The sequence below is a fragment of the uncultured Rikenella sp. genome, from assembly GCF_910579375.1.
Lineage (GTDB): Bacteria > Bacteroidota > Bacteroidia > Bacteroidales > Rikenellaceae > Rikenella.
In genome coordinates, this window is sequence record NZ_CAJTUJ010000001.1 from 19,414 (window position 1) to 32,527 (window position 13,114).

The 13,114-nt window shown below is 56.0% G+C and carries 13 protein-coding genes; 5 read left to right on the forward strand and 8 right to left on the reverse strand.

Annotated elements, in window-relative coordinates; all coding sequences use genetic code 11:
* The first annotated feature begins 11 nt into the window (after positions 1-11).
* From uvrA to QZ302_RS00120, 3 genes are read left to right on the forward strand one after another with little or no spacing between them, the layout of a single operon-like run.
* Positions 12-2,867, forward strand: coding sequence for an excinuclease ABC subunit UvrA (gene uvrA, locus QZ302_RS00110; RefSeq protein WP_294591156.1), 2,856 nt, complete (start codon positions 12-14; stop codon positions 2,865-2,867).
* A complete protein-coding gene (locus tag QZ302_RS00115) occupies positions 2,867-4,117 on the forward strand; it encodes a pitrilysin family protein (RefSeq protein ID WP_294591158.1) in 1,251 nt (416 codons plus the stop codon). Before uvrA ends, QZ302_RS00115 begins: the two co-directional genes overlap by 1 nt.
* 2 nt (positions 4,118-4,119) lie before the next feature.
* Positions 4,120-4,761 (forward strand): O-methyltransferase, encoded by a 642-nt coding sequence (locus QZ302_RS00120; protein WP_294591160.1) that lies wholly within the window; start codon positions 4,120-4,122, stop codon positions 4,759-4,761.
* Here the strand turns inward: QZ302_RS00120 and QZ302_RS00125 are convergent.
* From QZ302_RS00125 to rplM, 8 genes are all read right to left on the reverse strand, one after another.
* Positions 4,745-5,581: a metal ABC transporter permease gene (locus QZ302_RS00125; protein WP_294591161.1), complete on the reverse strand. Its 837-nt coding sequence runs from the start codon at positions 5,579-5,581 to the stop codon at positions 4,745-4,747. The two genes, QZ302_RS00120 and QZ302_RS00125, sit on opposite strands and share 17 nt — an antisense overlap.
* Positions 5,581-6,375, reverse strand: a complete 795-nt coding sequence (locus QZ302_RS00130; protein WP_294591163.1) for an ABC transporter ATP-binding protein — start codon at positions 6,373-6,375, stop codon at positions 5,581-5,583. Before QZ302_RS00130 ends, QZ302_RS00125 begins: the two co-directional genes overlap by 1 nt.
* Entirely contained in the window at positions 6,372-7,223 is an 852-nt protein-coding gene (locus QZ302_RS00135) for a zinc ABC transporter substrate-binding protein (protein WP_294591165.1), read from the reverse strand. The genes QZ302_RS00130 and QZ302_RS00135 overlap by 4 nt, the downstream gene beginning before the upstream one ends.
* Position 7,224: 1 nt before the next feature.
* Positions 7,225-7,716, reverse strand: a complete 492-nt coding sequence (locus QZ302_RS00140; protein WP_294591167.1) for a GAF domain-containing protein — start codon at positions 7,714-7,716, stop codon at positions 7,225-7,227.
* 87 nt (positions 7,717-7,803) lie between these two features.
* Entirely contained in the window at positions 7,804-8,628 is an 825-nt protein-coding gene (tsf, locus tag QZ302_RS00145) for a translation elongation factor Ts (protein WP_294591169.1), read from the reverse strand.
* Positions 8,629-8,755: 127 nt separating this feature from the next.
* Positions 8,756-9,613, reverse strand: a complete 858-nt coding sequence (gene rpsB / locus QZ302_RS00150) for a 30S ribosomal protein S2 (RefSeq protein ID WP_294591171.1) — start codon at positions 9,611-9,613, stop codon at positions 8,756-8,758.
* Between the two features lie 208 nt (positions 9,614-9,821).
* Complete coding sequence (rpsI, locus tag QZ302_RS00155) at positions 9,822-10,217, reverse strand: 30S ribosomal protein S9 (RefSeq protein WP_294591173.1); 396 nt, start codon at positions 10,215-10,217, stop codon at positions 9,822-9,824.
* On the reverse strand, positions 10,217-10,672 hold the full coding sequence (rplM, locus tag QZ302_RS00160; RefSeq protein WP_294591175.1) for a 50S ribosomal protein L13: 456 nt from the start codon (positions 10,670-10,672) through the stop codon (positions 10,217-10,219). The genes rpsI and rplM overlap by 1 nt, the downstream gene beginning before the upstream one ends.
* A 188-nt stretch (positions 10,673-10,860) precedes the next feature.
* Here rplM and truA point away from each other — a divergent pair, with 188 nt between their 5' ends.
* A complete protein-coding gene (gene truA, locus QZ302_RS00165) occupies positions 10,861-11,598 on the forward strand; it encodes a tRNA pseudouridine(38-40) synthase TruA (RefSeq protein ID WP_294591177.1) in 738 nt (245 codons plus the stop codon).
* Between the two features lie 34 nt (positions 11,599-11,632).
* A complete protein-coding gene (locus tag QZ302_RS00170; protein WP_294591179.1) occupies positions 11,633-13,075 on the forward strand; it encodes an aminoacyl-histidine dipeptidase in 1,443 nt (480 codons plus the stop codon).
* The last annotated feature ends 39 nt before the right edge of the window (positions 13,076-13,114 follow it).

Here is a 13,114-nt window from a genome sequence, read left to right on the forward strand (position 1 = left end):
GAGCTTATTAAATGGAACAATATATTCATGTAAAGGGCGCCCGAGTTCACAACCTCAAGGATATAGAGATTAAGATTCCGCACAGCAAGCTGGTGGTGGTGACCGGTTTGTCGGGTTCGGGAAAGTCTACTCTGGCGTTCGATACCATTTTTGCGGAGGGGCAGCGGAGGTATGTGGAGAGCTTGTCGGCCTATGCGCGGCAGTTTTTGGGGAAGATCGAAAAACCGGATGTCGATTTCATTACGGGGATCGCTCCGGCGATTGCGGTGGAGCAGAAGGTCAATACGCGCAATCCGCGGTCGACGGTGGGGACGACGACGGAGATTTACGATTACTTGCGGCTGCTGTTTGCGCGGATTGGGAAGACCTATTCGCCGGTGAGCGGCGAGGAGGTGAAGGCGCATACGGTGCAGGATGTGGTGAATGCCGCAGCGGCGGCGCCGGTCGGGACTCGGGCGATGGTGGCGGCGCCGGTGGCGTTGCACGAGGGGCAGGGGGTGATCGAAAAGCTGACGCTGCTGATGAAGGACGGTTTCGAGCGATTGGTGTTGCGTTCGTCGGCTTCCGGAGAGGTGAAGTACGTGCAGGATATTTTGCCGGAGATCGAGCAATATGCCGTGGAGGATTTGGCGGTGGTGGTCGACCGGTTTTCCGTGCCGGAGGGAGCGGAGGAGGACAAGGAGTGGGGGAGTCGTCTATTTGATTCGGTGCAGACGGCGTTCGAGGTGGGGGATGGACGGTGTTTGCTGATTTTGTTTTCCGCTCGGGAACAGGGAGATAGGGGGGTTCAGTTTAAGGAGTTTTCCAATAGGTTCGAGGCGGACGGTATCGTGTTTCAGCGTCCGTTCGAACATATGTTCAGTTTCAACAATCCGCTGGGAGCGTGTCCTCGGTGCGAGGGATATGGACGTGTGGTGGGGATCGACGAAGATTTGGTTATTCCGGACAAGTCGAAGACGATTTACGACGACGCCATTGTCTGTTGGCGCGGCGAGACGATGAAGTGGTGGAAGGAGCAGCTGGTGATGAACGCTTCGAAGTTCGGCTTTCCGATCCACCGGCCGTTTTACGAGCTGAGCGAGGAAGAACGGAGGCTGCTTTGGCGGGGAAACAGCTATTTTCACGGGCTGGACGAATTTTTCGAATACCTGGAAAAGGAGCGTTATAAGATTCAGTATCGGGTGATGCTCTCGCGGTATACGGGGAAGACGACCTGTCCGGATTGCTGCGGAGCGCGGCTCAGGCCGGAGGCGCTCTATGTGCAGGTCGGCGGGCGGACGATCGCCGAACTGGTGCGGATGCCGGTGAGCGAGTTGAAAGCGTTTTTTGCGCATCTGGATCTCGACGCACACGATGCGGAGGTCGGCGGGCGGGCGTTGACGGAGATTAGGAGCCGGTTGCAATATCTTGAAGATGTGGGGCTTTCGTATCTGACGTTGGATCGGCTCTCTTCGACGTTGTCGGGCGGCGAGAGCCAGCGGATCAATCTGGCCACGTCGCTGGGGAGCAGTTTGGTCGGGTCGCTCTACATTTTGGACGAGCCGAGTATCGGGCTGCACCCGCGGGATACGGAGAAGCTGATCGGGGTGCTGAAACAGTTGCGCGACCTCGGAAATACGGTGATTGTGGTGGAGCATGATGCCGAGATTATTCGGGCGGCGGACGAGGTGGTCGATATCGGGCCGATGGCGGGTTATTTGGGCGGCGAGGTGGTTTTCCAGGGGGCGTTCGGAGCGATGGAGGCGGCGGCGAAGCGGAAGCAGAATCGGAGTCTGACGGTGCGTTATCTGACGGGACGCGAGGCGATCGAGATGCCGGAGCGGGTCAGGAAGTGGAACAGCTATATCGAAATCAAGGGGGCGCGGGAGCATAATCTGAAAAATATCGATGTGAAGATTCCGCTGGGGGTGATGACCTGTATTACGGGGGTGAGCGGGAGCGGGAAGTCGTCGCTGGTGAAGAGTATTCTCTATCCGGCTTTGCGGCGTGCACTGACCGAGACGGGCGATCGGCCGGGAGATTTCGATGGCATCGAGGGTGATATTTCGCGGATCAAAGGGGTGGAGATGATCGACCAGAACCCGATCGGACGCTCTTTGCGGTCGAATCCGGTGACCTATATCAAGGCTTACGATGAAATCCGAAAACTATTTGCAGAACAGCAGCTTGCGAAACAATATAAATTCGATTCGTCGAGTTTCTCGTTCAACATTGCCGGCGGGAGGTGCGAGGAGTGCAAGGGCGAGGGGGTGATTCGGGTCGAGATGCAGTTTATGGCCGATGTGGAGCTGGTTTGCGAGGCATGTAATGGACGGAGGTTTCGGGACGAGATTTTGCAGGTGAGGTATCACGATAAGTCGATTTATGATGTACTGGAGATGAGTATCGACGAGGCGATCGACTTTTTCGGCGGGTATGCGGAGCAGGATAAGATCAATTTGCGGATTGTCGAGAAGCTCAAGACGTTGCAGGATGTCGGATTGGGGTATGTCAAGCTGGGGCAGTCGTCGTCCACTTTGTCGGGCGGCGAGAGCCAGCGGGTGAAGCTGGCTTCGTTCTTGTTGAAGGAGAATAGCTCGCAACCGCTGTTGTTCATTTTCGACGAACCGACCACCGGGCTTCATTTTCACGATATCAAGAAGTTGCTGCGTTCATTTGAAGCGTTGATGCAGAAGGGGCATACGGTGGTGGTGGTCGAACATAATATGGATGTCGTGAAGTGTGCCGACTGGGTGATCGACCTCGGGCCGGAGGGGGGCGAGGCGGGAGGAGAACTCGTCTTTGCCGGTACGCCGCGCGAGTTGGCGGAGGCTCCGGCGGCGGTGGGAAGCCATACGGCGCATTATCTGAAGGAGGTGATCGGCTGATGGCGGAAGAAGAGTTCGATTCATTCACCTTGCCGAACGGGATGCGGTGCGTCCATCGACGGCCGGGGAGGCTGGCCGGGCAAGTGGCGCACCTGGCTCTGACGATCGGTGCCGGGACACGGGACGAGGCGGTGGCGCAACATGGGGTGGCGCACCTGGTCGAGCACCTGTTGTTCAAGGGGACGACCCGACGGTCGGCTTATCGGGTCAATAGTTTGCTGGAGAATGCGGGGGGCGAGTTGAATGCCTTTACCACCAAGGAGGAGACGGTGGTGCACGCGACTTTGTTGCGGTCGGAGTTCCGGAAAGGGGTGGATTTGCTGTCGGATATGGTTTTCCGGTCGCGTTTCGACGCGCGGGAGATCGACAAGGAGCGGGAGGTGATTATCGATGAGATCAACTCCTATAAAGACTCACCGGCGGAGTTGATTTTCGACGATTTCGAGGAGTTGTTGTTTGCCGGTTCGCCGCTCGGGCGGAATATTCTGGGTACGCCGCGGAACCTGAAGCGGGCGACGCGGCAGCAGCTGGTGGAGTATGTTTCGGGGCATTATCGGCCGGATCGGATCGTCTTTTCGGCATCGGTGGAGATGCCTCACGGGCGTTTTCGGGAGATCTGCGAACGCTATTTGGCTCCATTTGAGGCGACACAGGGGGGTGTTTCCACAACAGAGGAGCGGCGTGCGCCGGAGCGGCAGCCGCAGTTTGATGTCGTGCGGCACAAGAATACCTATCAGACGCATTGCCTGTTGGGGGGCTACGGCTACGACCTGCACGACGAGCGGCGGCTCCGGCTGGCTTTTCTGATCAATCTCTTGGGCGGTCCGGCTTCGGTGTCGCGGCTCAATATGCTCTTGCGCGAGAAGTATGCCCTGACGTACAATGTCGAGGCGGGATATGTGCCGTATAGCGACAGCGGGATTTATACCATCTATCTGGGGTGCGAGCGCGACAAGGTGGAACGTTCCGTAGAGCTCGTCCGGGCGGAGTTGCGGCGGTTGCGGGAGACGAAACTGACGGCGGTTCAGCTGGCTCGGGCGAAACGGCAGTTTCTCGGCCAATGGATTCTGTCGTCGGAGAATACCGAAAATCTGATGTTGGGGATAGCCAAGAGTGTGCTGGTTTACAACGGTTTCGAGAAGTCGGAGGAGGTGGCGGCGAAAATCGGGGCGATTACGGCGGAGGAGCTGCTCAAAACGGCGAACGATATCTTCGCTGAAAATAATCTTTATACTCTGATATACAATTAGGTATGGAGGCGGAATTGGAACGCTATATCCTCGATCACATCTCGCCGGAAGAGCCGGTGTTGGCCGAACTGGATCGGCAGACCCACCTGAGGATGATTCAGCCGCGGATGCTCTCGGGGCATTGGCAGGGGGCTCTGCTGGAGATGTTCGTGCGAATGGTCGATCCGTTGTATGTGCTTGAATTAGGAACCTTTACGGGGTATTCGGCCATTGCGATGGCACGGGGACTCTCGCGCCAGGGGGCGGAGCTGCATACGGTCGAAATCGACGACGAATTGCAGGATTTCGCTGCCAGGTATATCGAACGAGCGGGATTGCGGGAGCGGATCGTGCAACATATCGGGCCGGCGTTGGAGGTAGTGCCGGCTTTGGGACGGGTATTCGATCTGGTTTTTATCGACGCCGATAAGCGCGAATATCCGGATTACTATCGGATGCTGATGGAGGGAGGTTGGGTGCGGTCGGGGAGTATTATACTGGCCGACAATGTTTTGTGGAGCGGGAAAGTGGCGGATCTGCCTAAAAAGAACGACCGGCAGACGCAGGGAATCTTGACCTTCAATCGGATGGTACGCGACGATCCGCGGGTGGAGCAGGTCATGGTGCCGTTGCGAGACGGATTGACCATTATCCGCGTGAAATAACACGCGCTTTGCGGCCGATATATACTCCTGCTTTGACGAGGCAGAACGCTGCGGAGAGCACGGCAATGGCCGCTGCTCCGATCGGAATGTTGCCCACGTAACTGATATAGAGTCCGACCAGTACCGAAACGGTTCCGCCGATACAGGAACCGATCGTCAGCTGTTTGTAATTTCGTGTCAGCATGCCCGCGATAACTGTCGGCAACGTCAGCAGCGACATCAGCAGGACGATTCCCATAGTTTTGATTGTCAGTACGATCGTAACTGCGATCAGGATCATCATCGTGTGTCCGATCGCGCCGACCGGCAGTCGTTGCGAAGCTGCGAACTCGCGGTCGAAAGCCGTGTACAGAATCGCCCGATAGCATGCGGCGAACAGCAGTAGCAAGATGCCATCCATAATTCCTAATCCGATCAGATCCGTTCGATTCACCAACAGGATATTGCCGAACAGAAAGCTCATCAGATTCGGCGCATAGCCCGGTGTGAGAAAGATGAAGATGATGCCGATCGACATCCCGATCGACCAGAGAATGCCGGTTGCCGCATCCTCGTTGACTTTTCCCCGCCGGCTGAAAGTCTCGATGCCGACCGCCGCTGCCACGGCGAACAATAAGGCGCCGACCAGCGGTGCGAATCCGAAATAGTAGGCGATTCCGATCCCACCGAACGAAGCGTGGGTAATGCCGCCGCTCATAAAGACCAGTTTCCGGGAGACGATGTACGTCCCGACGATCCCGCATGCGATGCCAGAGAGCAAAGTGGCCAAGGCTGCGTAGCCCAAGAATCGGTAGGCGAAAATTTCCTGAATAAAATCCATTATTGCGGTTCGGAGGTTGTCGGTTTCGAGGCCTCGGTGCTGCATGCGCAACCCGAATGCCGAGTCAGTACGGTGTGCGGTACGGGCCCGTGCGAAATCAATTGGATCGGGCAGTCGTATTCTGCTAACTGCTCTTGTGTCAGGATGTTCGACGGATGGTAATGGAAGCATCGGTTGATGCAGACGATGCTTTTCACATAGCGGCTGATGGTTCCCAGGTCGTGTGAAACCATGATGATGGCTATCCGTTCGTTCAGCCGGGCGAGCAGTTCGTACAGCTCTTTTTCGAACCGATTGTCTACGAAGGTGGTCGGTTCGTCCAGAATCAGCAGTTGCGGTTCGGAGATCAGCGAACGGCAGAGCAATACTCGTTGCAGCTCGCCGCCCGACAGCGCTCCGACCGGTCGCCCGGCCAACCGTCCGATGCCGATCTCTTCCAGCAGTTCCAGCGCCCGTTTCCGATCCGCCTTTCCGTAGCGGCCGAATAGTCCTTTGCGGGCTGCTAAGCCGGAGAGCACGATATCCGTCACTGAAATCGGAAATGTCCGATCGATATTTTTAATCTGGGGTAGATACCCGATACGCAAATCCGTCCGTGCGTACTCGATTTTTCCCGCCAGAGGAGCCAAACCGCCTGTGAGCGTGCGGATAAAGGTCGTTTTTCCGCCGCCGTTCGGCCCGATCACGCCGATGTAGTCCCGGTCGCAGACCGTCAGGTCGATACCGCTGACGATGGCTGCCTCGCCGGGATATCCGACGGCTAACCGATGGATGCGGAGCAGTTCGTTTGTCATTCGTTCAGAATTACTTGCAGGCTGTCGGCCAAGCGAGACATATTATCCATCCATTCCGCCGCCAACGGGTCGAATTCGATCGCCCGTCCGTTCGGCAGTTCGCGAACAATGGCTCGTGTCGCCGCATCGCTTGTTTGGGGTTGGAAGAAAACAGTTCGGATATCGGCTTTCTGCAAAGAATCGACCAACTGTTTGATATTCATGGCACTCGGCTCTTTCCCATCCGCCTCGACAGCGATCTGTTGCAACCCGTAATCGTCGGCGAAATAGGTGAGGGCGGTGTGACCGATGGCGAATTGTTTGCGTTTTGCCTCTTGTGCCACCCGTTGGAAGCGATGATCCAGGGTGTCGATCCGGGCGGCGAAAATTTCCGCCCGTTGGCGATAGATTGCTGCCGAATCGGGCTCCAGTTTTCCCAAAAAATCGGCCACTTCCTTGCCGATTACGGCAACCCGTCGCGGTGAGAGCCAGATGTGCGGATCTATACCTCCGTGCGCATGTTTCTGCGCAATATGCAACAGTTCGAGCGGTTGCGAGACGTTGCATACGGGCGTCTTCGGCGCTGCCTCCGGAATTTTTTCCAGCAGGATTTGTTCGAAGTCGATCAGACCGGTCGTGATATAGGCCCGAGCATCCGCCAATGCCTGAATTTGTCTCACGGTCGGTTCGTAGCTTTCCGGCGAGGCGGTCTCGGGTGCGAGCACTTCGACGGAACTCCCCGGCGCAACGATCTGTTCGACGATGTATTTGAGTGGAACGATCGAGACGAAAATCGATTGATCTTTCGGTTTAAATGAAGTTGTACAACTGGTTGTAATTAATAGAAATAATAAGATAATTCGATTCATTTTATTGAAGGCGATTTCCGATTTTCTTCAATAGATTTTCCAGATTGACCGCATCGATTTCAGAAAAATCGTTCAGCCGGTCGCTGTCGATATCCAATACGGCGACAACCGTTTTCCCCGAGGGATCGAAGATCGGAACGACGATTTCCGATCGCGAAGCGGAGCTGCATGCGATGTGTCCCGGAAAGGCATCTACATCTGCTACGATCTGGGTCGAAGCCTTTTTCCAAGCGGTTCCGCAGACTCCTTTGCCGTATCCGATGCGGCTGCATGCCACGGAGCCCTGAAACGGCCCCAATACCAGTTCGTTGCCGACGACTCGATAGAAACCGACCCAAAAGAAACCGAATACCTCTCGCAATACCGCGGCAATGTTGGCCATATTGGCTACCGGATCGCTTTCGAGAGTGACCAATGCCTCTATCTGGGGCGATAGGGCGGCGTAGAGCTCGGCTCTGTCGTCGGTTTGCGGAATCGTCAGCTGTTCGGCCATGAGAAAATCGCGTGAAGGTGAACAAAGGTAATAAAAAAGCCTCTCTCTCCCGAAGGAAAGAAAGGCTGTGTGTAGCCGAAACTGACGTTAGTCGTTCAGCGAGAAGCGTTTGTATGCCACTACCGTCGCATCCGGATTGGCATTGTGAATAAACTGTGCCACGGTCATCTTGTTGTCTTTCACCAAAGCCTGGTTCAGCAACGTAGATTCCTTGAGGAATTTACCCACTTTCCCTTCGGCGATTTTATCGAGCATCGCTTCCGGTTTGCCTTCCTGACGAGCCTGTTCGCGACCGATTTCGCGTTCTTTTTCCAGTACATCCGCCGGGCAGTCGTCCTTGCTGATCGAGATCGGTGCCATGGCAGCCGCCTGCATCGCCACGTCGTGTGCCACTTCTGCCGGAATCTGCGCGTTGAAGCCGATCAGCGTCCCGAGCTTGTTGTTCATATGAACGTAGCTTGCGCACTGCGGAGCTTCGATCTTGGCGTAGTAGGTCAACTCGATCTTTTCACCGGTCTGGCCCGATTTTTCGGTCACCATCTCTTCAACGGTCTGCGCGCCGACTTTCAAGCTCTTCAGGGCGTCGATATCTGCCACGTCGTTTTTGATGGCGATGTCGAGCATGTCGTTCACCGTCTTGATGAATTCGTCGTTCTTAGCTACGAAGTCGGTTTCGCAAGCCAGACAGATGATATATCCTTTGGTATTCCCGTCGGTCAGCTTGGCTGCAACGACCCCTTCGGTCGCTTCGCGATCGGCCCGTTTGCTGGCTACGAGTTTCCCTTTTTCGCGGATAATGTCCTGTGCGCGGTCGAAATCGCCGTTGGCTTCTGCCAGGGCTTTCTTGCAATCCATCATCCCTGCACCGGTCATTTTACGTAATTTGGCTACGTCTGCCGCTTTGATTTCCATGATTTTAGTCTCCTTTTCTAAGGTTTATAAACGTTACGTGCCGCGAGTTTAGTGTGTGTCCCACAGACTCCCGGCACGCTTACGCTCTTGGTTCGGTATGTGTGAATCTACCGTTTGTCCGAGTGAGTTATTCCGCAGCGTTTTCGAGAACTGCTTCCGCTTCGGTCTCAGCGACTGCTACCGGAGTAGCCGCATCAGCAGTATCTGCCGTTTTCTTCGTTCGCGGGCGCGGTTCTTTCTTGGCTGCCGCCGTAGCGCCGGCGGTTGCCGTTTCCGAAGCCTCTTTTTCTTTCTCTACCTTGCGTTCGGCCAGCCCTTCCTGAATCGCCGAGGTGACGGTATCCAGAATCACTTCGATCGATTTCGAAGCGTCGTCGTTCGCCGGAATCACGTAGTCGATATGCGTCGGGTCACAACAAGTATCAACCATGGCGAACACCGGGATATTGAGCCGTTTGGCCTCTTTCACGGCGTTGGCTTCTTTCTGTACGTCGATGACGAACAGAGCGGCCGGCAGTCTGGTGAGGTCTGCGATCGAACCGAGGTTCTTTTCGAGTTTGGCGCGCTGACGGGCGATCTGCAACTTTTCGCGTTTGCTGAAGTTGTCGTAGGTGCCGTCGTTGTTGAGTTTGTCGATGGTAGCCATCTTTTTGACGGCTTTCCGGATGGTGGGGAAGTTGGTGAGCATCCCGCCCGGCCACCGTTCGGTCACGTACGGCATAGCCACGCCGGCAACTTTTTCAGCAACAATCTCTTTGGCCTGTTTCTTGGTAGCCACGAAGAGGACTTTGCGGCCCGATTTGGCGATCTGTTTGAGCGCCGAAGCGGCTTCGTCGAGCTTCACGGCCGTTTTGTGGAGGTCGATGATGTGGATCCCGTTCTTTTCCATGAAGATATAGGGAGCCATTTTCGGGTTCCACTTCCGTTTGAGGTGTCCAAAGTGAACGCCGGCCTCTAAGAGTTGATTGAAATCTGTTCTTGGCATTTTTGCGATTTTTTAAAAATCTGTTTTTACTCTTTCGTCACCGTTCCGGTAGCGCTCTCGGGGCCATGGCTGGCCTGAGGTGAAAAGCAGTCCGGAGCGGTTTTCCGCGCCTTATGCAACGAAGCGGTAGTACTGTATGGGTAGTCTGCGTTCGTTTAGGCCGACAGTGGGGCCGGTAACATAAGGCGTGCAAAATGGTATGTGGAAACTACCGTTTGCTGAACTGGAACCGTTTGCGTGCACCCGGCCGCCCCGGTTTCTTCCGTTCCACCACGCGCGAGTCGCGGGTCAGGAAGCCGTTCTTTTTCAGTTCCGGACGGAGTTCGGCGTCCATTTCGATCAGACAGCGCGAGATGCCCAGTCTGGCAGCTTCGGCCTGTCCTTTGATCCCGCCGCCGGCGAGGTTGATCTTCACGTCGACGCCTTCAGCGAGGTTGGTCACCTGCAACGGCTGTTTCACGACGAATTGGAAGATCTCCATCGGGAAGTAGGTTTCGAGCGGCCGATCGTTGATCGTGATCTTGCCGCTCCCGCCTGCGGTGAGGTATACGCGTGCAACGGCGGATTTTCTACGACCGACTGCGTTTACAACTTCTTGGCTCATTATTTAATGTCGTTTAATTGGATGGTTTTAGGGGTTTGCGCAGCATGGGGGTGTTCCGCACCGGCATAGACCTTCAGGTTTCCGAAGATAGCCGCGCCCAGGCGATTCTTGGGCAGCATCCCTTTGACTGCTTTTTCGATGATGAAGGTCGGTTTTTTCACCAGGTATTCCGCCGGCGTGGTAAACCGTTGCCCGCCCGGGTATCCGGTGTGGCGGGTATAGACCTTGTCCGTCATCTTTTTCCCCGTGAGTCTCACTTTGTCGGCGTTGATAACGATGACGTTATCGCCGCAGTCGACGTGAGGAGTGTAGCTGGGCTTGTTCTTGCCGCGCAGGATTTTCGCCACCTGCGACGCGAGCCGCCCGAGCACTGCATCTGTCGCGTCGATCAGGTACCACTCTTTGGTAGCGGTCTCGGCATTGACAGAGATAGTTTTGTAGCTTAATGACTCCACTGTTCTACGTGTTTGTTGTTAATACTGTGTTTGTTGTGACCCATTCCCATACTTTATGGGGCGTGCAAAGGTAATTATTTTTCATGACTTTACAAATCTATCGACAAGCGGGGCGTTCTTTTTTCTGTGCGGGGCGGGTGGGTTTTCGAAAATTTTGGCTATATTGCACCCTATTACAAATGAGGATTATGGCGCGTTATTTCATCGAATTGTCTTATAACGGAGCGGCTTACAACGGTTGGCAGCGGCAACCGAATGCGCCGTCGGTGCAGGAGACGTTGGAGGAGGGGTTGTCGCGGCTGCTGGGGGCGCCGCACGAGGTGGTCGGTGCGGGGCGGACCGATGCGGGGGTGCATGCGGCGTTCGCGGTGGCTCATCTCGATACGGAGGCGGAGCCGGAACTGGTGCTGGGGGCGGAGTTTTTGTATCATTTGAATTGCGTTTTGCCGAAAGATATCGGGGTGCGGAAAATTTATGCCGTGGCGGACGATAAACACGCCCGGTTCGATGCCAGACGGAGGGAGTATAAATATTATATTACGACGGTGAAGGATCCGTTTGCGGTGGGGACGTGCTGGCAGATTACGCAGCCACTGAATCTGGATGCGATGCAGACGGCGGCGGTGGCGATGTTGCGGTACGAGGATTTCGCTTCGTTCGCCAAGCTGCATTCGGACAACAAAACGACGCGGTGTACGGTTTTCGGTGCGAATTGGCAGGCGGAGGGGGATCGGCTGATTTTCACCATCGCGGCGGATCGTTTTCTGCGGGGAATGGTGCGGGCTGTGGTGGGGACGCTGGTGGATGTCGGGCGGGGCAAGTTGACGCCGGCGCAGTTTTGCGCCGTCATCGAGAGCCGGGCGCGGGCCGAGGCGAGCGCGCAGGCGCCGGCTTGCGGACTGTTTCTGACCGATGTGCAGTATTAATCTTAAGGTGGAGAACTAAAAAATACGATAGATCATGAAAGAGATGACCGAATTGGAGCCGAAAGCTCTGTGGAAACAATTTGCGAAGGTTTGTTCGATTCCGCACCCGTCGAAGCACGAGGAAAAGATACGGCAGTATGTGATCGATTTTGCCCAAACGCACGGACTGGAATATCAGCAGGATACAATAGGTAATATCGTGGTGCGCAAAGCGGCTGCCAAAGGATACGAGGGGCATCCGACGGTGATTCTTCAGGCGCATATGGACATGGTGCCGCAGAAGAACAGCGACCTGGAGTTCGATTTCGAGAAAGATGCCATCCGGCCTTATGTGGACGGCGATTGGGTGACGGCCGAAGGGACGACGCTCGGGGCGGACGACGGGATGGGGGTCAGCGCGATGCTGGCGATTCTGGAGGCGGACGATCTTCCTCACCCGGCTCTGGAGTGCCTCTTCACGGTAGACGAGGAGACGGGGCTGACGGGAGCCAATCAGCTGGCTACGGATATGTTGCGGGGCGATATCCTTATCAACCTCGATTCGGAAGACGAGGGGGAACTGTATGTGGGGTGTGCCGGGGCGGTCAACGTGACGGCCCGTTTCGAATACGAGGAGGAGGCGGTGCCGGGGGGATATGCGGGGTATGAGATTGAGCTTGCGGGGCTCAAGGGGGGACATTCCGGGCTGGAGATCATTTTGCAGCGGGGGAATGCCAATAAATTGCTGGCCAGGTTTCTGCGTGAGCAGTCGTATGCCCGGATCGCGACGATCGATGCGGGCGGGTTGCGGAATGCGATTCCGCGCGAGGCGAAGGCGGTGGTGGCGGTGCCGGTGGATCGGGTTGCGGAGTTCGAAAAGGCGGCAGGGGAGTTCGAACTGACGATGCGGCACGAGTTGGCGCATGTGGAGGATAGCATCCGGTTCGGTGTGGCGCGGCAGGCGCAGGCACCGGCGACGGTGGCGACAGAAGATTTTCGGAAACGGTTTATCGATGCGCTGACCGCTATGCCGGACGGGATTATCCGGATGAGCGATACGGTGCCGGGGCTGGTCGAGACTTCGACCAACATGTCGCGTGTCGGAATGGGGGATGGAAAGGCGGAGTTGTTGTTCATGGTGCGGTGTATGGTCAATTATGGCAAGAAACGGGTGGTGGCGATGATCGACGCTGTGGTGACGCTGGCCGGTGGCCGGATCGAGGCGCAGGGAGACTATGACGGCTGGGCGCCGAATCCCGATTCGAAGATTCTGCATGTCATGAAGGCGGGGTACGAGAAGTTGTTCGGCAAAGTGCCGGAAGTGAAGGCGATCCATGCCGGGTTGGAGTGCGGCATTATCGGTGCGAAGTATCCGAAGCTTGATATGATTTCGATCGGGCCGACGATGCGTTTCCCGCACTCTCCGGACGAAAAGGTCGAAATCGCTTCGGTGGCGAAGTTCTATGCCTTCCTGTTGGATACGCTCAAAAATCTTTAGGAACCGGGGCTTGCGGGGCACCGCTTTTCGTGATTGGAA